Origin of the sequence: Kitasatospora sp. NPDC001547 (assembly GCF_042894165.1) — a bacterium.
Taxonomy (GTDB): domain Bacteria; phylum Actinomycetota; class Actinomycetes; order Streptomycetales; family Streptomycetaceae; genus Kitasatospora.
In genome coordinates this window covers 1-19,054 of the sequence record NZ_JBIAVL010000037.1, presented here as the reverse complement: position 1 = coordinate 19,054, position 19,054 = coordinate 1, and the positions used below count along the sequence as shown (strand labels likewise).

General features: G+C 71.0%; 16 protein-coding genes. 9 read left to right on the top strand and 7 right to left on the bottom strand.

From position 1 onward, the window contains the following. Positions 1 to 2: 2 nt before the first annotated feature. The 7 genes from gyrA to dnaA all read right to left on the bottom strand — a co-directional run bounded on the left by gyrA (position 3) and on the right by dnaA (position 11,815). Positions 3 to 2,540: a DNA gyrase subunit A gene (gene gyrA, locus ACFY0X_RS35370; protein WP_387760651.1), complete on the bottom strand. Its 2,538-nt coding sequence runs from the start codon at positions 2,538 to 2,540 to the stop codon at positions 3 to 5. Positions 2,541 to 2,671: 131 nt separating this feature from the next. After that, entirely contained in the window at positions 2,672 to 4,687 is a 2,016-nt protein-coding gene (gene gyrB / locus ACFY0X_RS35365) for a DNA topoisomerase (ATP-hydrolyzing) subunit B (RefSeq protein ID WP_387760627.1), read from the bottom strand. A gap of 268 nt (positions 4,688 to 4,955) precedes the next feature. Beyond that, the gene (locus tag ACFY0X_RS35360; protein ID WP_387760626.1) at positions 4,956 to 5,495 is read right to left on the bottom strand and encodes a DUF721 domain-containing protein; all 540 of its coding nucleotides are present in this window, start codon (positions 5,493 to 5,495) and stop codon (positions 4,956 to 4,958) included. A gap of 119 nt (positions 5,496 to 5,614) precedes the next feature. Beyond that, on the bottom strand, positions 5,615 to 6,748 hold the full coding sequence (gene recF, locus ACFY0X_RS35355) for a DNA replication/repair protein RecF (RefSeq protein ID WP_387760625.1): 1,134 nt from the start codon (positions 6,746 to 6,748) through the stop codon (positions 5,615 to 5,617). 41 nt (positions 6,749 to 6,789) lie between these two features. Then, positions 6,790 to 7,665 (bottom strand): phosphogluconate dehydrogenase (NAD(+)-dependent, decarboxylating), encoded by an 876-nt coding sequence (gnd, locus tag ACFY0X_RS35350; protein WP_387760624.1) that lies wholly within the window; start codon positions 7,663 to 7,665, stop codon positions 6,790 to 6,792. A gap of 170 nt (positions 7,666 to 7,835) precedes the next feature. Next, complete coding sequence (gene dnaN, locus ACFY0X_RS35345; RefSeq protein WP_387760623.1) at positions 7,836 to 8,966, bottom strand: DNA polymerase III subunit beta; 1,131 nt, start codon at positions 8,964 to 8,966, stop codon at positions 7,836 to 7,838. Between the two features lie 974 nt (positions 8,967 to 9,940). Next, complete coding sequence (dnaA, locus tag ACFY0X_RS35340) at positions 9,941 to 11,815, bottom strand: chromosomal replication initiator protein DnaA (protein WP_387760622.1); 1,875 nt, start codon at positions 11,813 to 11,815, stop codon at positions 9,941 to 9,943. A gap of 354 nt (positions 11,816 to 12,169) precedes the next feature. Here dnaA and rpmH point away from each other — a divergent pair, with 354 nt between their 5' ends. From rpmH to ACFY0X_RS35295, 9 genes are all read left to right on the top strand, one after another. After that, positions 12,170 to 12,307 carry a 50S ribosomal protein L34 gene (gene rpmH / locus ACFY0X_RS35335; RefSeq protein ID WP_030059672.1) on the top strand — a complete coding sequence of 46 codons (138 nt, stop codon included), beginning with the start codon at positions 12,170 to 12,172 and terminating at the stop codon, positions 12,305 to 12,307. Between the two features lie 18 nt (positions 12,308 to 12,325). Next, positions 12,326 to 12,754: a ribonuclease P protein component gene (rnpA, locus tag ACFY0X_RS35330; RefSeq protein WP_387760621.1), complete on the top strand. Its 429-nt coding sequence runs from the start codon at positions 12,326 to 12,328 to the stop codon at positions 12,752 to 12,754. Next, positions 12,751 to 13,122, top strand: a complete 372-nt coding sequence (gene yidD, locus ACFY0X_RS35325; protein ID WP_387760620.1) for a membrane protein insertion efficiency factor YidD — start codon at positions 12,751 to 12,753, stop codon at positions 13,120 to 13,122. The genes rnpA and yidD overlap by 4 nt, the downstream gene beginning before the upstream one ends. After that, positions 13,119 to 14,285: a membrane protein insertase YidC gene (gene yidC, locus ACFY0X_RS35320; RefSeq protein ID WP_387760619.1), complete on the top strand. Its 1,167-nt coding sequence runs from the start codon at positions 13,119 to 13,121 to the stop codon at positions 14,283 to 14,285. Before yidD ends, yidC begins: the two co-directional genes overlap by 4 nt. 82 nt (positions 14,286 to 14,367) lie before the next feature. Further along, positions 14,368 to 14,898: a protein jag gene (locus ACFY0X_RS35315; protein WP_387760618.1), complete on the top strand. Its 531-nt coding sequence runs from the start codon at positions 14,368 to 14,370 to the stop codon at positions 14,896 to 14,898. A 159-nt stretch (positions 14,899 to 15,057) separates the two neighbouring features. Continuing rightward, entirely contained in the window at positions 15,058 to 15,876 is an 819-nt protein-coding gene (rsmG, locus tag ACFY0X_RS35310; protein ID WP_387760617.1) for a 16S rRNA (guanine(527)-N(7))-methyltransferase RsmG, read from the top strand. A gap of 145 nt (positions 15,877 to 16,021) precedes the next feature. After that, positions 16,022 to 17,095 (top strand): ParA family protein, encoded by a 1,074-nt coding sequence (locus ACFY0X_RS35305; protein ID WP_387760616.1) that lies wholly within the window; start codon positions 16,022 to 16,024, stop codon positions 17,093 to 17,095. Then, the gene (locus tag ACFY0X_RS35300) at positions 17,092 to 18,150 is read left to right on the top strand and encodes a ParB/RepB/Spo0J family partition protein (RefSeq protein WP_387760615.1); all 1,059 of its coding nucleotides are present in this window, start codon (positions 17,092 to 17,094) and stop codon (positions 18,148 to 18,150) included. The genes ACFY0X_RS35305 and ACFY0X_RS35300 overlap by 4 nt, the downstream gene beginning before the upstream one ends. 132 nt (positions 18,151 to 18,282) lie before the next feature. Further along, the gene (locus ACFY0X_RS35295) at positions 18,283 to 18,900 is read left to right on the top strand and encodes a GNAT family N-acetyltransferase (protein ID WP_387760614.1); all 618 of its coding nucleotides are present in this window, start codon (positions 18,283 to 18,285) and stop codon (positions 18,898 to 18,900) included. The last annotated feature ends 154 nt before the right edge of the window (positions 18,901 to 19,054 follow it).

The following is a 19,054-nucleotide window of genomic DNA, read 5'->3' as shown; positions in this document are numbered from 1 at the left end:
GCTCAGGCCTCGACGTCTCCGTCGACCACCGTCGCCGCACCCTCGGCCGTCTCGGTGGACTCGGTACCCGCCACCTCGTCCTCCGCCGTCTCCTCGTCCTCGGCCTCCGCGTTGCGGGCCATGCCCACGACCGCGTCGCGCTTTCCGAGGTTGATCAGTTGGACGCCCATGGTGTCACGTCCGGTTTCACGAACCTCGGAAACCCTCGTGCGGATCACCCCACCCGAGAGGGTGATCGCCATGATCTCGTCGGATTCGTCGACCACGAGCGCGCCGACCAGCGAACCCCGGCCCTCGACGATCTTCGCCGCCTTGGTGCCGTAGCCGCCGCGTCCCTGCACACGGTACTCGTCCACACCGGTTCGCTTGGCGTACCCGCCGTCCGTGGCGGTGAAGACGTACGTGCCCGGACGGACGACGTTCATCGAGAGCAGCTCGTCGTCCTCGCGGAAGGCCATGCCCTTGACGCCGGAGGTGGCGCGGCCGGTGGAGCGCAGGGCGTCGTCGGTCGCGGTGAACCGGATCGACTGGGCCTTCTTGGAGACCAGCAGCAGGTCGTCCTCGGGGGAGACCAGCTCGGCGCCGATCAGCTCGTCGTCCCGGCCCTCCTCGTCCTGGCGCAGGTTGATCGCGATCAGGCCGCCGGAGCGCGGGGAGTCGTAGTCCTTCAGCGGGGACTTCTTCACCAGGCCGGCCCGGGTGGCGAGGACCAGGTACGGCTTGTCCTCGTACGTGCGGACGGCCATCACCTGGGCGATGTGCTCGTCCGGCTGGAAGGCCAGCAGGTTGGCGACGTGCTGGCCGCGGGCGTCGCGCCCGGCGTCCGGCAGCTCGTAGCCCTTGGCGCGGTAGACCCGGCCCTTGTTGGTGAAGAACAGGATCCAGTTGTGGGTCGTCGTCACGAAGAAGTGGTCGACGATGTCGTCCTGCTTCAGCTGGGCGCCGCGCACGCCCTTGCCGCCGCGCTTCTGCGAGCGGTAGAGGTCGGAGCGGGTCCGCTTGACGTAGCCGCCACGGGTGATCGTGACGACGATGTCCTCCTCGGCGATGAGGTCCTCGATGGAGAGGTCGCCGTCGGACGGGATCAGCGTGGAGCGCCGGTCGTCGCCGTACTTCTCGACGAGCGCGGTGAGCTCCTCGGAGATGATCTCCCGCTGGCGGGTCGGCGAGGCCAGGATCGCGTTGTACTCGTCGATCTTGCGCTGGAGCTCGTCGTGCTCGTCCATGATCCGCTGGCGCTCCAGGGCGGCCAGGCGGCGCAGCTGCATCTCCAGGATGGCGTTGGCCTGGAGCTCGTCGATGTCGAGCAGGCCCATCAGGCCGGTGCGGGCGGCGTCGGCACTGGCCGAGGCCCGGATCAGCGCGATGACCTCGTCGATCAGGTCCAGGGCCTTGAGCAGGGCGCGCAGGATGTGGGCGCGCTCCTCGGCCTTGCGCAGGCGGAAGGTGGTGCGCCGGACGATGACCTCGACCTGGTGGTTGACCCAGTGCCGGATGAAGGAGTCCAGCGACAGGGTGCGCGGCACGCCGTCGACCAGGGCCAGCATGTTGGCGCCGAAGTTGGTCTGCAGCTCGGTGTGCTTGTACAGGTTGTTGAGCACGACCTTGGCGACCGCGTCGCGCTTGAGCACCACGACCAGGCGGGTGCCGGTGCGCGACGAGGACTCGTCGCGGACGTCGGCGATGCCGGCGATCTTGCCGTCCTTGACCAGGTCGGCGATCTTCAGCGCGAGGTTGTCCGGGTTGACCTGGAACGGCAGCTCGGTGATCACCAGGCACTGGCGGCCCTGGATCTCCTCGACCTCGACGACGGCGCGCATGGTGACCGAGCCGCGGCCGGTGCGGTAGTAGTCGTCGATGCCGCGGCGGCCGACGATCAGCGCACCGGTGGGGAAGTCGGGGCCCTTGATCCGCTCGATCAGGGCGTCCAGCAGCTCCTCGGCGGAGGCCTCCGGGTTCTCCAGGTACCAGAGCGCGCCGGAGGCGACCTCGCGGAGGTTGTGCGGCGGGATGTTGGTGGCCATGCCGACCGCGATGCCGGTGGCGCCGTTGACCAGCAGGTTGGGGAAGCGGGCCGGCAGGACGGTCGGCTCCTGGGAGCGGCCGTCGTAGTTGGGCGCGAAGTCGACGGTCTCCTCGTCGATGTCGCGCATCATCTCCATGGCCAGCGGCATCAGCTTGCACTCGGTGTAGCGCATGGCCGCCGCCGGGTCGTTGCCCGGGGAGCCGAAGTTGCCGTTGCCGTCCACCAGCGGCATCCGCAGCGACCACGGCTGGGCCAGGCGGACCACGGTGTCGTAGATCGAGGTGTCGCCGTGCGGGTGGTAGTTGCCCATGACGTCGCCGACGACGCGGGCGCACTTGTAGTAGCCCTTCTCGGGGCGGTACCCGCCGTCGTACATCGCGTAGAGCACGCGGCGGTGCACCGGCTTGAGGCCGTCGCGGACCTCGGGCAGCGCACGGCTGACGATCACGCTCATCGCGTAGTCGAGGTACGAGCGCTGCATCTCGGTCTCGAGCTCGACCGGCTCGATCCGCATCGTCGCCTGGGCGGTGGCCTCGGCGGCCTCGGGGGTCTCGGGCTGGTCGCCTTCGGGACGGTTGTCGTCGACCACTGGTGGTCAGTTTCCTTTCACGCGGACTGGAACGTGCGGGGCCTGGGGTGCAGGCGTCACACGTCCAGGAAGCGGACGTCCTTGGCGTTGCGCTGGATGAAGGAGCGGCGGGCCTCGACGTCCTCGCCCATCAGCACGGAGAACAGCTCGTCGGCACGGGCGGCGTCCTCCAGGGTGACCTGCAGCAGCAGGCGGTGCTCGGCGTCCATGGTGGTGACCCGGAGCTCCTCGGCGTTCATCTCGCCGAGACCCTTGAAGCGCTGGATCGCGTCGTCCTTGGGCAGCCGGCGCCCGGCCTCGACCCCGGCGGCGATCAGCGCGTCGCGCTCGCGGTCGGAGTAGGCGTACTCGAAGTCGTCCTTGCCCCACTTGATCTTGTACAGCGGGGGCATGGCGAGGTAGACGTACCCGGACTCGACCAGCGGCCGCATGAAGCGGAACAGCAGGGTGAGCAGCAGGGTGCGGATGTGCTGTCCGTCGACGTCGGCGTCGGCCATCAGGACGATCTTGTGGTACCGCAGCTTGGACTCGTCGTAGTCCTCCTGGATGCCGCAGCCGAAGGCCGAGATGAGCGCCTGGACCTCGGTGTTCTGGAGGACCTTGTCGATCCGGGCCTTCTCGACGTTCAGGATCTTGCCGCGGATCGGCAGGATGGCCTGGGTGCGCGGGTCGCGGCCCTGCTTGGCCGAGCCGCCGGCGGAGTCACCCTCGACGATGAAGATCTCGCACTCGGACGGGTCCTTGGACTGGCAGTCCGACAGCTTGCCCGGCAGCGAGGCGGACTCCAGCAGGCCCTTGCGGCGGGTCAGGTCGCGGGCCTTGCGGGCGGCGACGCGCGCGGTGGCGGCCTGGATGGACTTGCGGATGATGTCCGCGGCCTCGTTGGGGTTGCGGTCCAGCCAGTCGTTGAGCTGCTCGTGGACGACCTTCTGGACGAAGGTCTTGGCCTCGGTGTTGCCGAGCTTGTCCTTGGTCTGGCCCTCGAACTGCGGCTCGCCGAGCTTGACCGAGATGATCGCGGTCAGACCCTCGCGGATGTCCTCGCCGGAGAGGTTGTCGTCCTTCTCGCGGAGCAGCTTCTTGTCCCGCGCGTAGCGGTTGACCAGCCCGGTCAGCGCGGCGCGGAAGCCCTCCTCGTGGGTGCCGCCGCCGTGGGTGTGGATGGTGTTGGCGAAGCTGTAGACCCCCTCGGTGTAGGAGGAGTTCCACTGCATCGCGATCTCCACCGAGATCGCCTTGTCCTTGTCCTCCGCCTCGAAGTCGATCACCGAGGGGTGGATGACCTCGCCCTTGCGGGAGTTGAGGTGGGCGACGAAGTCCGCGATGCCGCCGTCGTACTTGTACGTGACGGTGAGCGGCTTGCCCTCCTCGTCCACGTGCTCGGGGCGCTCGTCGGTCAGCGAGATGGACAGGCCCTTGTTGAGGAAGGCCATCTCCTGGAAGCGCCGGGAGAGCGTCTCGAAGGAGTAGACGGTGGTCTCGAAGATGTCCGGGTCGGCCCAGAAGGTCACCGTGGTGCCGGTGCGGTCGGTCTCCGCGCCCTTCACCAGGGCGGCCGTCGGGGCGCCCATCTTGTAGTCCTGCGTCCAGATGTGGCCGTCCTTGTGGATCTCCACGGAGAGCCTGGTGGACAGCGCGTTCACCACGGAGACGCCGACGCCGTGCAGACCGCCGGAGACGGCGTAGCCGCCGCCGCCGAACTTGCCGCCGGCGTGCAGGACGGTGAGCACGACCTCGACGGCCGGCTTGTCCTGGCCGGGGACGATGTCCACCGGGATGCCTCGGCCGTTGTCGACGCAGCGGATCGCTCCGTCCGCCAGGATCGTGACGTCGATGGTGTCGGCGTACCCGGCCATCGCCTCGTCGACGGAGTTGTCCACGACCTCCTGCACCAGGTGGTGCAGGCCGCGCTCGCCCGTCGAACCGATGTACATGCCGGGGCGCTTGCGGACGGCGTCGAGGCCTTCCAGCACCTGGATGTTGCTACCGGTGTAGGAAGCCTGGTCGGACTGGTCTGGGGTCTGGCTGGGGTTGCCGGAATCGGCCACGAAGCGCCCTCTCTGGCACAGCACGGGCCGCATGCCCACCCCGGGCGGGCGGGCGTGCGACCACAGCGTTTCGACTCGGTTGCCACTAGCAACAGTGTTTGGCTTTCAGTCTACCGGTACGACTGACAGAGATGGGCGTTTGGCAGCCCTTGAGGGCAGATACGCCGCCCTGAATCCCCTCTGCACATGTCCCGATACTCGACCCGGGGGCCCAGGGCGCCTGGAAGGGCTGTCAGGGGTTCCGGAAGATCGCCATCCGATCCGCGCCTCCGGCGGCGGTCCGGCGTCCCGGTCAGCCCCAGGTGTCGCCCGGCCCCTTGCTCCCCGGGGCGCGCAGCCGGCCGTAGCCGCGGGCGGGCGCCGCCGGGCCGAGCACCTTGATGGTCCGGACCGTCCCGTGCCCCAGCTCGTGGTTCAGACGTGCCACCAACTGCCGTGCCAGCCAGCGCAGTTGGGTGGCCCAGGCGGTGGAGTCGCACTGCACGGTGAGCACCGCGGCGGCCTCGTCGTAGGAAGAGGGGTGGCAGTGCGCGGCGATGTCCGGGCCGACGATCTGCGGCCAGCGGCCCATCACCCCGCCGACCGCGGCCGAGGACTCCCAGCCGCGCTCGGTCAGCAGCCGGTTGAGCGCCGCTCCCAGCGGGACGGGGTCGCGGCCGTCCGAGCGGGCGCCGCTGCGCAGGCCGTGCCGCTTCGCCTCGCGCTTCTCCCGGACCTGCTCGCCGCGCTGGCGGGCCTGGGCCCGGGCCGCCCGCAGCGCGGAGCGGGCGAGGTCGGCGCCGGTCGGCGCGGGGGCACCGGGCTGGGGGGAGTTCTCCGCCGGCTCGCTCACGGCGATCTCCTTTCCCCAGCCTGTGGACAACGCTGAGCGATCCAGCGTACGGGAGGGCGCGGACGGCGGACGGCCGGGTGCGGTGCGACCGGCCCCGGCGGGAGGAAGTAAGGAGGGGGTCAGACGTCGGTCCGGCGCACCACGCCGTCGGAGACCGAGAACCGGGCTCCGGCCAGCGCCTTCGGCACGTCCTCGGCGACCGCCGCGGTCACCAGCACCTGCTCGCCGCCGGCCACCAGCTCGGCCAGCCGGTCCCGGCGGGCGGCGTCCAGCTCGGCGAACACGTCGTCCAGGATCAGCACCGGTTCGCCGCCGTCGGCGCGCAGCAGCTCGTACGAGGCCAGCCGCAGCGCCAGCGCGAACGACCAGGACTCGCCGTGGCTGGCGTAGCCCTTGGCGGGCAGCGGGCCGAGCTTGAGCACCAGCTCGTCGCGGTGCGGGCCGACCAGGGTGACGCCGCGATCGACCTCCTGCTTGCGGACCGCCTGCAGCGCGTTCAGCAGCTGCTCCTCGGCCTGCTCGCGGCTGGTCGGCAGCTCGCCCTCGAAGGAGCTGCGGTACTCCAGGGCGGTCTCGCCGCCACCAGGGGCCAGCTGCCCGTACGCGGCCGCCACCAGCGGCTGCAGGGCGGCCACCAGCTGGATCCGGAAGGCCGTCAACTCGGCTCCGGCGCGCGCCAGATGGCCGTCCCAGACCTCCAGGGTGGAGAGGTCGGCGCCCTTGCCGCCGCCGGCCCGGCGGGCCATCGCGGCGGTCTTCAGCAGGGCGTTGCGCTGCTTGAGCACCCGCTCGTAGTCCTGCCGGACCCCGGCCAGCCGGGGTGCCCGGGCGGTCAGCAGCTCGTCCAGGAAGCGCCGCCGCTCACCCGGGTCGCCCTTGACCAGGCTGAGGTCCTCGGGGGCGAACAGCACGGTGCGCAGCAGGCCCAGCACGTCGCGCGGGCGGACGTTGTCGGAGCGGTTGATCCGGGCCCGGTTGGCCTTGCCCGGGGTGAGCTCCAGCTCGACCAGGGTGGAGCGGCCGCGGTCCACCACCGAGGTGCGGACCACGGCCCGCTCGGCGCCCAGCCGGATCAGCGGGGCGTCGGTGGCGACCCGGTGGCTGCCCAGGGTGGCGACGTAGCCGATCGCCTCGACCAGGTTGGTCTTGCCCTGGCCGTTGGGCCCCACGAACGCCGTCACGCCCGGGTCGAGGGGAACCTCGGCCCGGGCGTACGACCGGAAGTCGGCGAGCGACAGATGCGCGACGTGCATGGCTGTGGACTGCGCCCGCCTTCTTGTGGAGGACCTGCTGGTTACTTGGACTCGACCGCGTGGCCGCCGAACTGGTTGCGCAGCGCGGCGATCATCTTCATCTGCGGCGAGTCGTCCTGGCGGGACGCGAAGCGGGCGAACAGCGAGGCGGTGATCGCCGGCAGCGGCACGGCGTGGTCGATCGCGGCCTCGACGGTCCAGCGGCCCTCGCCGGAGTCGGCGGCCCAGCCGCGCAGCTTGGCCAGGTGCTCGTCCTCGTCCAGGGCGCGGACGGCCAGGTCCAGCAGCCAGGAGCGGATGACGGTGCCCTCCTGCCAGCTGCGGAAGACCTCGCGCACGTCGGTGACCTCGGGGGCGGCCTCCAGCAGCTCCCAGCCCTCGGCGAAGGCCTGCATCATCGCGTACTCGATGCCGTTGTGGACCATCTTGGCGAAGTGGCCGGCGCCCACCGCGCCCGCGTGCACCGAGCCGAAGTCGCCCTCGGGCTTGAGGGCGTCGAAGACCGGCTGGACCTTCGCGACGTGCTCGGCGTCGCCGCCGTACATCAGCGCGTAGCCGTTCTCCAGGCCCCAGACGCCGCCCGAGACGCCGCAGTCCACGAAGCCGATGTTCTTGGCGGCCAGCGCCTCGGCGTGCTTGATGTCGTCGGTCCAGCGGGAGTTGCCGCCGTCGACCACCACGTCGCCGGGGGAGAGCAGCTCGGCGAGCTCGTCGACGGTCGCCTGGGTGGCGGCGCCCGCCGGCACCATGACCCAGACCACGCGCGGGCCCTGGAGCTTGGTGACGAGCTCCTGGAGGCTCTCGACGTCGGAGATGTCCGGGTTGCGGTCGTAGCCGATGACGGTGTGGCCGGCGCGGCGGATCCGCTCGCGCATGTTGCCGCCCATCTTGCCGAGACCGATGAGGCCGAGCTCCATGACCAAGTCCTTACCTGTGGTGACGTGCCTGCCGGCGGCGCCGTTGCCGCGCTCCTTGAGCCTACGCGCTGGAGCGGGCCCACCCGTCGGCGGTCGGGCCGGACGGGGGAGACGTCCACAGGCTGTGCACAGCGGGTGTGCACAGCCTGTGGACGGTCGGATCCGGGGGATCAGCCGGAGAGGCGGACCGGCATGATCAGGTACTGGTAGGCCTTGTCCTCCTCGGCGTCCACCGAGACCTTGCCGCTGAGCAGCGCCGGCTTGGTCGGGGTGGTGAAGCTGAGCTGGGCGTAGGGGGAGTCGATGGCCTTGAGGCCCTCCTCCAGGTAGCCCGGGTTGAAGGCGATCGAGATGGCGTCGCCCTCCAGGGAGGCCTCGATCCGCTCGGTGGCCTGGGCGTCGTCGCCCGAGCCGGCCTCCAGGGTGAGCACGCCCTCCTCGAAGTTCAGGCGGACCGGGGTGTTGCGCTCGGCGACCAGCGAGACGCGCTTGAGCGCCTCCAGGAAGGGCTGGGTCTGGATCGCGGCGACCGCGTTGAACTCGGTCGGGAACAGGCTGCGGAACTTGGGGAACTCGCCCTCCAGCAGCCGGGTGGTCGTCCGGCGGCCGGCGCCCTCGAAACCGATCAGGCCCTCGCCCGCGCCGCCCGAGGAGAGCGCGATGGAGACGGTGTCGCCGCTGCCCAGGGACTTGGCGATGTCCTGGAGGGTCTTGGCCGGGACCAGCGCGACGGCGGAGATGTCCGACTGCTCGGGCTTCCACAGCAGCTCGCGGACGGCGAAGCGGTAGCGGTCGGTGGCGGCCAGGGTGATCCGGTCGCCCTCGATCTCGACCCGGACGCCGGTGAGCACCGGGAGAGTGTCGTCGCGGCCGGCGGCGACCGCGGCCTGGCTGACGGCCGAGGCGAAGACGTCGCCGGCGACGGTGCCGGTGGCGGTCGGCATCTGGGGGAGCGCGGGGTACTCGTCCACCGGGAGGGTGGGGAGGGTGAAGCGGGAGCTGCCGCAGACCACGCTGACCCGCTGGCCGTCGGTGGAGATCTCCACCGGGCGGTTGGGGAGGTTGCGGGAGATGTCGTTCAGCAGCCGGCCGGAGACCAGGACGGTGCCGGCCTCCTCGACGTCCGCCTCCAGCTCGACCCGGGCCGAGACCTCGTAGTCGAAGCCGGACAGCGCCAGGCTGCCCTCCTGCGCGGTCAGCAGCAGGCCGGCCAGCACCGGCACCGGCGGCCGTGCCGGGAGGCTGCGGGCAGCCCAGGCCACCGCCTCCGCGAGGACGTCACGCTCCACCCGGAACTTCACCGGTAACCGCCTCCTGGATCGAGCGCTCCCGCTCGCACTCTGGTTCGTCTGGTCTTGATCGTCGGTTCGGGCTGTCCGCCGAGCTGGGTCGCTCCGCTTCCAGTCGCAAGGACAGTCTGACGTACTCCGCCGACAGACGGGGCAGACGGGCGGAAGCGACTCGAACGGTTGTCGGAGACCGGTTGTCCACAGATTCGGGGCCCACCCACTTTGAAAGCAAGTCCCGGGTCTAAATGTGTAGTGGTAGTAGTAGGGCCTGTGGAAACCGTGGATAACCCCGTTTCCGCAGGTCAGAGCCCGAATTTTGTCCACAGGGACTGTGGACGGCGGCTGTGGACGGGCAGGCCGCGCTGTGGACAGCCGAGCGTTACCCACAGGGCACGCAGGGTATCCACAGGTTATCCCCAGGGCTGTCCCCAGATCCGGGCCCGGTTATCCACGGGCGCCGGTCAACTTTTCGTGACGCCTTTCACACCAGGGTATGAACGCCAGCCCACGGTTGTCGAACTGTGGATGCCGCTGTGGACAACCTGGGGATAACCGCCCTCCGCCTGGGGACAACCGGTGGACAACCCGGACGGCCCAGTGGCGGCCCGTCAATTGTCCACACCCTGTGGATAACCGTTGTGCACAAGTCCACAGGCACCTGACCTGCGCCGAAGAGCGTAGCGGTGACGGGCCTGTGGACGAATTCTGGATAACTCCGCACTCCCCACCCTGTGGACGGTGGAGAAGGTGCCGGTCCTGTGGACAACGGCCTTGCGCGCCCCCGGGTTTCGAATCACCGGTCAGTTGTTCGGCGCGGGTTGTGGACTGGCGGTCCGTCCGTCGACGGCATCCCTGCCCAGCCGGCGCGCGCCGCACACCTGTGGAGACGCGAAAAGGGCGTCAGGATCGCTCCTGACGCCCTGAAGGGCCTGCCCCGGGGCCGCGCTGTGCGGTGCCGCGGGCTCGACGCGGTCCGCGCGGTGCCGCTAGCTCTTGATGCGGTTGGTGAGTTCGGTGACCTGGTTGTAGATCGATCGCCGCTCGGCCATCAGCGAGCGGATCTTGCGGTCCGCGTGCATCACCGTGGTGTGGTCGCGGCCGCCGAACTGCGCGCCGATCTTCGGCAGCGAGAGGTCGGTGAGCTCCCGGCAGAGGTACATCGCGATCTGCCGGGCCGTCACCAGCACCCGGCTGCGCGAGGATCCGCAGAGGTCGTCCACGCCCAGGCCGAAGTACGCGGCGGTCTGCTGCATGATGACCTGCGCGGTGATCTCCGGGCCGGCGTCCTCGTCCCCGCCCGGGATCAGGTCCTTGAGGACGATCCCGGCCAACTCCAGGTCCACCGGGGCCCGGTTGAGGTTGGCGAAGGCGGTGACCCGGATCAGCGCGCCCTCCAGCTCCCGGATGTTGCGGGTGATCCGGGACGCGATGAACTCCAACACGTCGGCGGGAGCGTTCAGTTGCTCCTGGATCGCCTTCTTGCGCAGGATCGCGATCCGGGTCTCCAGCTCCGGCGGGGTGACGTCGGTGATCAGACCCCACTCGAAGCGGTTGCGCAGCCGGTCCTCCAGCGTGGTCAGCAGCTTGGGCGGCCGGTCCGAGGAGAGGACGATCTGCTTGTTCGCGTTGTGCAGGGTGTTGAAGGTGTGGAAGAACTCCTCCTGGGTGGACTCCTTGCTCGCGAGGAACTGGACGTCGTCCACGAGCAGGATGTCCATGTCCCGGTAGCGGCGGCGGAAGGTGTCCGCCTTGCCGTCCCGGATCGAGTTGATGAACTCGTTGGTGAACTCCTCGGAGGACACGTAGCGCACCCGGGTGCCCGGGAAGAGGCTGCGCGAGTAGTGCCCGATGGCGTGCAGCAGGTGGGTCTTGCCCAGCCCGGACTCGCCGTAGATGAAGAGCGGGTTGTACGCCTTGGCCGGGGCCTCGGCGACCGCCACCGCCGCCGCGTGCGCGAAGCGGTTGCTGGCGCCGATGACGAAGGTGTCGAACAGGTACTTGGGGTTCAGCCGGGCGGCCGGCTCGTCCTTGCGGGAGCCGCCGGCCGGGGGAGCGCCGGGCGGGGCCGGCACCCCGGGGACGCCGGGGCGTTCGGCGGAGCGCTCCGGGGCCGACTTCTCCGCGGGTCGGCCGCCGGAGGGGCGGGAGCCGCCGGTCCGGCGGCCGGCACCGGCGCGGGGCTGCTCGTTCGGGCCGGGGCCGTAGGCGCCGCCGAAGAGGTCACCCTGGGTGGTCGCGGGCGGGCCGGGGACGGGCCGCGGCGCCGGACGGGGCGCGGCCTCCTCCGGATCGCGGTAGCCGGGCGGCTGCTCCTGGTACCCGCTCTGCTCCTGGTACCCGCTCTGCTCCTGGTACCCGCCCTGTTCCTGGTAGCCCGGCCAGCCCGGTCCGCCGCCGGGGCCGCCGTACGGGGCCTGGCGCTGCTCGTAGCCGCCGGTGTCGTAGCGGGGGCGCTCGTAGTCCTGCTCGTAGGGCCGGCCGTGCTCGTACGGCTGCTGGTAGCCCTGGCCGCCGTAGTCGGGGGCGTCCTCCTCGGCCGGGCCGGGGTAGGGCTCGGCGGGGGCCTGGGCGGCGGCCGCGGGGGTGGTCGGCACCGCGTTGGCGTCGACCATCACGGCGATCCGCACCGGGCGGCTGAGTTCACGGCTGAGGGCGTCGGTCAGCTGTGGCAGCAGCCGGCCCTCCAGCACCTGCTTGGCCCGCTCGTTCGGGGTCGCCAGCAGGGCGGTGTCGTGCATCATCCACATCGGCTGGGTGCGCTGCACCCACTGCTTGTCCATCTCCCCGACATCGGGGTCGCTGACCAGCCGCTCGACGACCCTGGCCCAGACCGGGACGAGGTCGCTGTTGACATCAGCCACTGGTGCACGCTTTCCAAGAACAAACCAGACAAGTTCTGCAACGGTAGTCAGCGAACAGAGCCGGATCAAGTCGTTGTCCACAGGCTGTGGGCAACCGGGGGCCGGGAGGGGCTGGTTTGACCCTCGCGCCCCGTCCCGCGTACCGTAACCAGGTCGAGTTGTCGATGGCCGCTGCCGCATGTCCGCGGGTCCACCCGCTCCATAAGGCGCGCAGCACGGGCGCCGTGGATTGCCTCAGACCCCAGCCGAACTGGGGCGATGGGCCGGATTTCCGAATCAGGGGAGATCACGCGGACGCACGGTGACGGCCAAGCGACCCCCCGTCATCCTACGATTCACCTCAGGAGCCCCCGAGTGAGCAAGCGCACCTTCCAGCCGAACAACCGTCGTCGCGCGAAGACCCACGGCTTCCGGCTGCGTATGCGTACCCGCGCCGGCCGCGCCATCCTGGCCGCCCGCCGTGGCAAGGGCCGCGCCAGCCTGTCCGCCTGATCCGCGCCAGAGTCTGTTGTGCTGCCCTCCGAGAATCGGCTGCGGCGGCGCCAGGACTTCGCGACCGCGGTGAAACGCGGTCGCCGGGCCGGCCGGCCCCTTCTGGTCGTCCATCTCAGCAGAGACGGTGACCCGCAGGGGCAGACCGACGGGACCAGCGACTTCCGCCCGCACGTCGCCGAGGGGACTCCTTCGGCGCGTGCGGGTTTCGTCGTGAGCAAGGCCGTTGGCCCGGCGGTCGTCCGCAACCTGGTCAAGCGCCGGTTGCGCCACCTCGTTCGTGATCGTCTGTCCAGGCTGCCCGCCGGTAGCCTGATAGTGGTGCGTGCGCTGCCCCAGGCCGCGACCGCCTCGTACCAGGACCTCGAACGTGACCTGGACGCGGCACTGAAACGGTTGCTGAGGACGGAGCCCGCCGCCACGGCGCCGACGGGAGCAGGGCGATGAAGTACCTGCTGATGGGCCTGATCAGGGTCTACCAGTGGACGATCAGCCCACTGCTCGGTCCGGTCTGCCGTTATTACCCCTCCTGCTCGCACTACGGCTACGAGGCCGTGAAGGTGCACGGGGCGGTCAAGGGCGGCGGACTGACCGCGTGGCGAATCCTGCGCTGCAATCCGTGGACGCCCGGCGGGGTCGATCACGTCCCGCCGCGCAAGCATCCGGTATGGCACCGGCGGTTGCGAGACTGGCTGAAGAGCCGGTCCGCCACCGGAGACCCGGTGACCGCCACTTCCGCCGGTCCGGACCCCGAGGGCCCGGCGACCATTGGCCCCGTGCGGCCGATCCACCTGTCCAAGGAGCCTGACCGGTGACCTTCTCCTTCCTGAATCCCCTGTACACAGCGGTGTCCTGGATCATCGTCCAGTTCCACTCGCTGTACAGCAACATCTTCGACCCGGACGGTGGCTGGGCCTGGGGTCTCGCCATCGCCTCGATGGTGGTCGTCATCCGGATCTGCCTGATCCCGCTCTTCGTGAAGCAGATCAAGGCGACCCGGGCCATGCAGGCGATCCAGCCGAAGATGAAGGCCATCCAGGAGCGCTACAAGAACGACCGGCAGCGCCAGTCCGAAGAGATGATGAAGCTGTACAAGGAGGCGGGCACCAACCCGTTCTCCAGCTGCCTTCCCATCCTCGTGCAGGCGCCGTTCTTCACCGCCCTCTACGGCGTGCTCGCCAAGGTCGCCAAGGGCGAGGACATCGGCGTCATCCACGGCGACCTGCTGGTGAGCGCCGGCAAGGCGCACATCTTCGGTGCCCCGCTCTCCGCGACCTTCGTCGGCAGCCCCGAGACCAGCGTCAAGATCGTCACCGCGGTGATGATCATCCTGATGTCGCTGTCGCAGTTCATCACCCAGCGCCAGCTGATGACCAAGAACGTCGACCTCACGGTGAAGACGCCGTTCATGCAGCAGCAGAAGATGCTGATGTACGTCTTCCCGATCATGTTCGCCGTGATGGGCATCAACTTCCCGGTCGGTGTCCTGGTCTACTGGCTGACCACCAACGTCTGGTCGATGGGCCAGCAGCTGATCGTCATCCACAACAACCCGACCCCGGGCAGCAAGGCCTTCGAGGAGCGGCAGGCCCGCCTGAAGAAGGCCGGTCGGCTGCGTCCGGACGGTACGGAGATCAAGGGCGCGCTCTGGGGCATGCTGCCCCCGTCCAAGACGGCCGTCAGCGATGCTGCCAGCGCCGCCGCGGTGGTCGAGGAGTCGGTGCAGACGCGCCGCCAGCAGCCCCGTCGGCAGAGCAAGTCGCAGCGTCAGCAGGGCGGTGCCGGTCAGCCGACCGAGCTGAGCAAGGACGGGGCCCCGGCCGAGGAGCCCGCCGACACCGCTCCGGCCGACTCCGCCCCCGCCGAGTCCACGGGCCGGCCGGCCGCCAAGCAGGCCGCGGCCAAGCCCGCCGCCACCCGCCAGGGCACCAGGCAGCAGCCGAAGCGCGGTGGCCAGCGGCCGAAGAAGAAGTCCTGACCGGTCCCGAGCCCGTTGTGACAGCCGCGAAGAGCTTCGTCCCCGGCCCGACAGACGGGCCCATCTCCGAAGGAGTCCATCAGTGACGGAAGGCACCACCTCCGCCGTCGAGGCCGAGGTCGCCGCCAGCGCCGACGAGAGCCTCATCTCCCGCCTGGAGCAGGAGGGCGACATCGCGGCGGACTACCTGGAGGGTCTGCTCGACATCGCGGACCTCGACGGTGACATCGACATGGACGTCGAGGGCGACCGTGCCCTGGTCTCCATCGTCAGTGACGGCAACGACCGCGCGCTCCAGCGCCTGGTCGGCCAGGACGGCGAGGTGCTGGAGGCGCTCCAGGAGCTGACCCGGTTGGCTGTCCACCGGGAGACCGGCGAGCGCAGCCGCCTCATGCTGGACATTGCCGGCTTCCGGGCCCGCAAGCGCGAGGAACTGGCGGTGCTCGGTGCCAAGGCCGCCGAGCAGGCCAGGAGCACCGGCGAGCAGGTCAAGCTGCGGCCGATGACGCCCTTCGAGCGCAAGGTGGTCCACGACGCGGTCGCCGCGGCCGGTCTGCGCAGTGAGTCCGAGGGCGAAGAGCCCCAGCGGTTCGTGGTCGTGCTGCCGGTCTGAGGCCGACAGGCCGACGACCGGTCGCCGCGGCGGCCGGAGAGCTTCACCGGACGCGACCCCGTCCGCCTCGTGCGGGCGGGGTCGTCGTCCCTTCTGGGTTGTTTCACGTGAAACAGTGCGTTGAGCGGGTCGGTGGATCCGGGGATCGGAGAGGTCGAGATGGACACGGAGAACGCGGCTGCCGGCCGGCCGGGGGCGGACGTGGACCCGGCCGCTGAGGGGCGGGCCGGCGAGCTGGGGCAGCTGCCCGAGGCGCCGGCGGTCGCCCGGGAGGTCTTCGGGGAGCGCTACGACGCAGCGGTCCGCTACACCGAGCTGCTGGCCTCGGCGGGCGTGCAGCGCGGGCTGATCGGGCCCCGCGAGGTGCCCCGGCTCTGGGACCGCCACGTGCTGAACTGCGCGGTGCTGGCCGAGCTGCTGCCCGCCGGGACCACCCTGTGCGACGTCGGCTCCGGGGCCGGCCTGCCGGGCATCCCGGTGGCGCTGGCCCGTCCGGACGTCTCGGTGACGCTGCTGGAGCCGCTGCTGCGCCGGACCACCTTCCTGGAGGAGGTCGTCCGGGAGCTGGGGCTGGACAACGTCACGGTGCTGCGCGGCCGCGCCGAGGAGATGGTCGGCAAGCTCGCGGTGGACGTGGTGACCGCCCGGGCGGTGGCGCCGCTGGACCGGCTGGCGGGCTGGGGCATGCCGCTGCTGCGCCCGCACGGGCAGATGCTGGCGCTCAAGGGGGACAGCGCCGAGCAGGAGCTGGCCGACTCGCGGGCCGGACTGACCAAGCTGGGCGCGGTCGAGTGGACCGTCATCGCCGTCGGCGAGGGCACCCTGGAGACCTCGACCCGGGTGGTCCAAGTGAAGGCGGGGGAGAGCCCCGGCGGGGTGAAGGCGGCCACCCGGCGCGCCAAGGCGGCCCGGGCGGGCCGCAACGCGACCGTCCGCAACGGCGAGCGCGGCCGGGGCGGGCGGCGCCGTAGCCGCTGATCCCGGGTGACGCCGGATACCTGACGACGACGGGCGGACGGGCCTCCTGAACGGGAGGAGCGTCCGCCCGCTGTCGTTCAGGTGACGGCCGGGCCGACGGGGGGACACCGGAGTGTCGCAACGTCAGATTTCCGACATAGCGGGCATGGTGTTTCACGTGAAACGTCGCTCATTGCTCCCGGGCATCCTCCGCCGCGACCGGGCGGTGACTGTTGCCGCTCCGGTTTCACGTGAAACACTGACCCCCATGCAGGACTCGGAGACCGTCGACCAGATCGACGACACGCCCATCGCACGGGCTGCCCAGGCCGCGGTCCGGGCGATCGGCCGAGCGGGTGAGGGACTGCCCCGGCCGGCCGCCGCCCGGGTGATCGTGGTCGCCAACCAGAAGGGTGGGGTCGGCAAGACCACCACCACCGTCAACATGGCCGCCTCGCTCGCCATGCACGGCCTGCGCGTCCTGGTCGTCGACCTCGACCCCCAGGGCAACGCCTCCACCGCGCTCGGCATCGACCACCACGCCGAGGTGCCGTCCGTCTACGACGTCCTGGTGGAGGGCAAGCCGCTGGCCGACGTGGTGCAGCCGGTGCGCGACGTCGAGGGGCTGTTCTGCGTCCCCGCCACCATCGACCTGGCCGGCGCCGAGATCGAGCTGGTCTCCCTGGTGGCCCGGGAGAGCCGGCTCCAGCGCGCCATCGCCGCCTACGAGCAGCCGCTCGACTACATCCTGATCGACTGTCCGCCCTCGCTGGGCCTGCTGACGGTCAACGCCCTGGTCGCCGGCCGGGAGGTGCTGATCCCGATCCAGTGCGAGTACTACGCGCTGGAGGGCCTCGGCCAGCTGCTGCGCAACGTCGAGCTGGTGCGTGCGCACCTCAACCCCGAGCTGCACGTGTCGACCATCCTGCTCACCATGTACGACGCCCGGACCAGGCTGGCCGCCCAGGTCGCCGAGGAGGTCCGGACCCACTTCCAGCAAGAGGTGCTGAGCACGGCGATCCCGCGCTCGGTGCGCATCTCGGAGGCGCCCAGTTACGGGCAGACGGTGCTCACCTACGACCCGGGTTCGACCGGGGCGCTCTCCTACCTGGAGGCCGCCCGCGAGCTCGCGCTGCGCGCGGTGGGCCAGAACGGATCGCTGGTGGGTCAGCAGCGGGACGGCCAGCAGGGGCACGGCGCCCAGGCGGCACAGCACGGCACGACGGAGGGTCATCAGTGAGTGGTCGCAGGGGTCTGGGGAAGGGGCTCGGGGCACTGCTCCCGTCGGCCCCGCCGACGGTCGGCGGGGCGGCGGCGCAGCCCGCGACGGCCGCGCCCGCACCGGCCTCGGTGGTGACGACCGGCGCGGTCTCGCCGACCGCGGTACCGGTGCTGCCGAACGGACGGGGGACGGTCGCCGCCCGGGCGTCCCGCGCGGCCGAGGCGGTCGAGGGCACCGGTGCGCGGTTCGCGGAACTGCCGCTGGACGCGATCACGCCCAACCCGCGCCAGCCGCGTGAGGTCTTCGACGAGGACAAGCTGGCCGAGCTGGTCACCTCCATCAAGGAGGTCGGTCTGCTCCAGCCGATCGTGGTGCGCCAGGTCGGCATCGACAGCTTCGAGCTGATCATGGGTGAGCGCCGCTGGCGCGCCTCCCGGGAGGCCGGGCTGGAGCGGATCCCGGCGATCGTCCGGGCCACCGAGGACGACAAGCTGCTGCTGGACGCCCTCCTGGAGAACCTGCACCGCGCCGCGCTGAACCCGCTGGAGGAGGCGGCCGCCTACGACCAGCTGCTGCGCGACTTCTCCTGCACCCACGAGGAGCTGGCCGACCGGATCGGCCGCTCGCGCGAGTACGTCTCCAACACCCTGCGGCTGATGAAGCTCACGCCGTCCGTCCAGCGCCGGCTGGTGGCCGGAACGCTGATGGCCGGCCACGCGCGGGCGCTGCTCGGGGTGCCGGACGCCGACGAGCAGGAGCGGCTGGCCAAGCGGATCATCGCGGAGGGTCTCACGGTGCGCAACATCGAGGAGATCGTCAAGGTGATGAAGCTGGAGGAGAAGCCCAGGCGCCAGGCGCCCAAGGCGGGCAAGCTGAACTCCCCGGCCTTCACCGACCTGGCGAGCCGGCTGTCCGACCGCTTCGACACCCGGGTCAAGGTCGAGGTGTCGCAGCGCGGCGGCAAGCTGGGCAAGGGCAAGGTGGTGCTGGAGTTCGGTTCGGTGGAGGACCTGAACCGGATCCTGGACAGCATGGCGCCCGGCGAGGACGGTCTGCGGCTGTCGCAGGGCTGAGCCGGACCGGCGCGGCCGAGGGCGACGACCCGAGGGTGCGTGTTCCACGTGAGCGCTGTTTCACGTGAAACATGCACCCTTCGGCGTTCGTGGGGGAATGCTCGACCGTGAGAGGGAGGAGGAGGTGCGGCCATGGGACGGCGGATCGCTCCGCTGACGCTGGACAACCTCGGGGACCTGCCGACCGGCTGTCGTTCCTGCGTGTTCTGGGAGCTGGACCCGGTGAGCGCGAAGGAGGCGGTGGAGTCGGGCAAGCCGGAGCTGGAGAAGGAGGGGTGGATCTCCACGGTGCTGCTGGAGTGGGGCTCCTGCGGCCGGATCGTCTACGTGGACGACCGGCCCGCCGGGTGCGTGCTGTACGCGCCGCCCGCCTACGTCCCCCGCTCGCAGTCCTTCCCGACCAGCCCGGTCTCGCCGGACGCCGTCCAGCTGATGGTCAGCCGGGTGCTGCCGGGCTACCAGCGCCAGGGGCTCGGCCGGGTGCTGGTGCAGACCGTGGCCAAGGACCTGATCGGGCGCGGGGTGCGGGCGATCGAGGCCTTCGGCTCGGCCGGGCGGGTGCCGACCGGCTGCGTGCTGCCGGCCGACCACCTGCTCGCGGTCGGCTTCAAGACCGTCCGGCCGCACCCGCGCTATCCGCGGCTGCGGCTGGAGGCCAGGACCACGCTCTCCTGGCGGGGCGACGTGGAGGGGGCGCTGGAGCGGCTGCTGGGCGGCGGGCGCAAGGAGCCGGCGCTGCGGCCCTTCTAGGAGCCGACGGAACGACGACGGCGGCGGGGGGGCCCCCCCCCGGGGGGGCCCCCCCCCCGGGGGGGGGGCGGCGGGGCGGGGGGGGGGGGGCGGGGCCGCCGCGGCCGCCGGGCGGGCCCGGGGGGGGGGGCGGGGTGGGGGAGGACGGCAGGGC

Bases quoted from the DNA above. Each gene is read 5' to 3' on its own strand.
- gyrA (WP_387760651.1), bottom strand. From the start codon at position 2,540: ATGCGGATCGAGCCGGTCGAGCTCGAGACCGAGATGCAGCGCTCGTAC.
- ACFY0X_RS35305 (WP_387760616.1), top strand. From the start codon at position 16,022: ATGGTGTTTCACGTGAAACGTCGCTCATTGCTCCCGGGCATCCTCCGC.
- recF (WP_387760625.1), bottom strand. From the start codon at position 6,748: ATGCACGTCGCGCATCTGTCGCTCGCCGACTTCCGGTCGTACGCCCGG.
- ACFY0X_RS35295 (WP_387760614.1), top strand. From the start codon at position 18,283: ATGGGACGGCGGATCGCTCCGCTGACGCTGGACAACCTCGGGGACCTG.
- yidD (WP_387760620.1), top strand. From the start codon at position 12,751: ATGAAGTACCTGCTGATGGGCCTGATCAGGGTCTACCAGTGGACGATC.
- rsmG (WP_387760617.1), top strand. From the start codon at position 15,058: ATGGACACGGAGAACGCGGCTGCCGGCCGGCCGGGGGCGGACGTGGAC.
- gnd (WP_387760624.1), bottom strand. From the start codon at position 7,665: ATGGAGCTCGGCCTCATCGGTCTCGGCAAGATGGGCGGCAACATGCGC.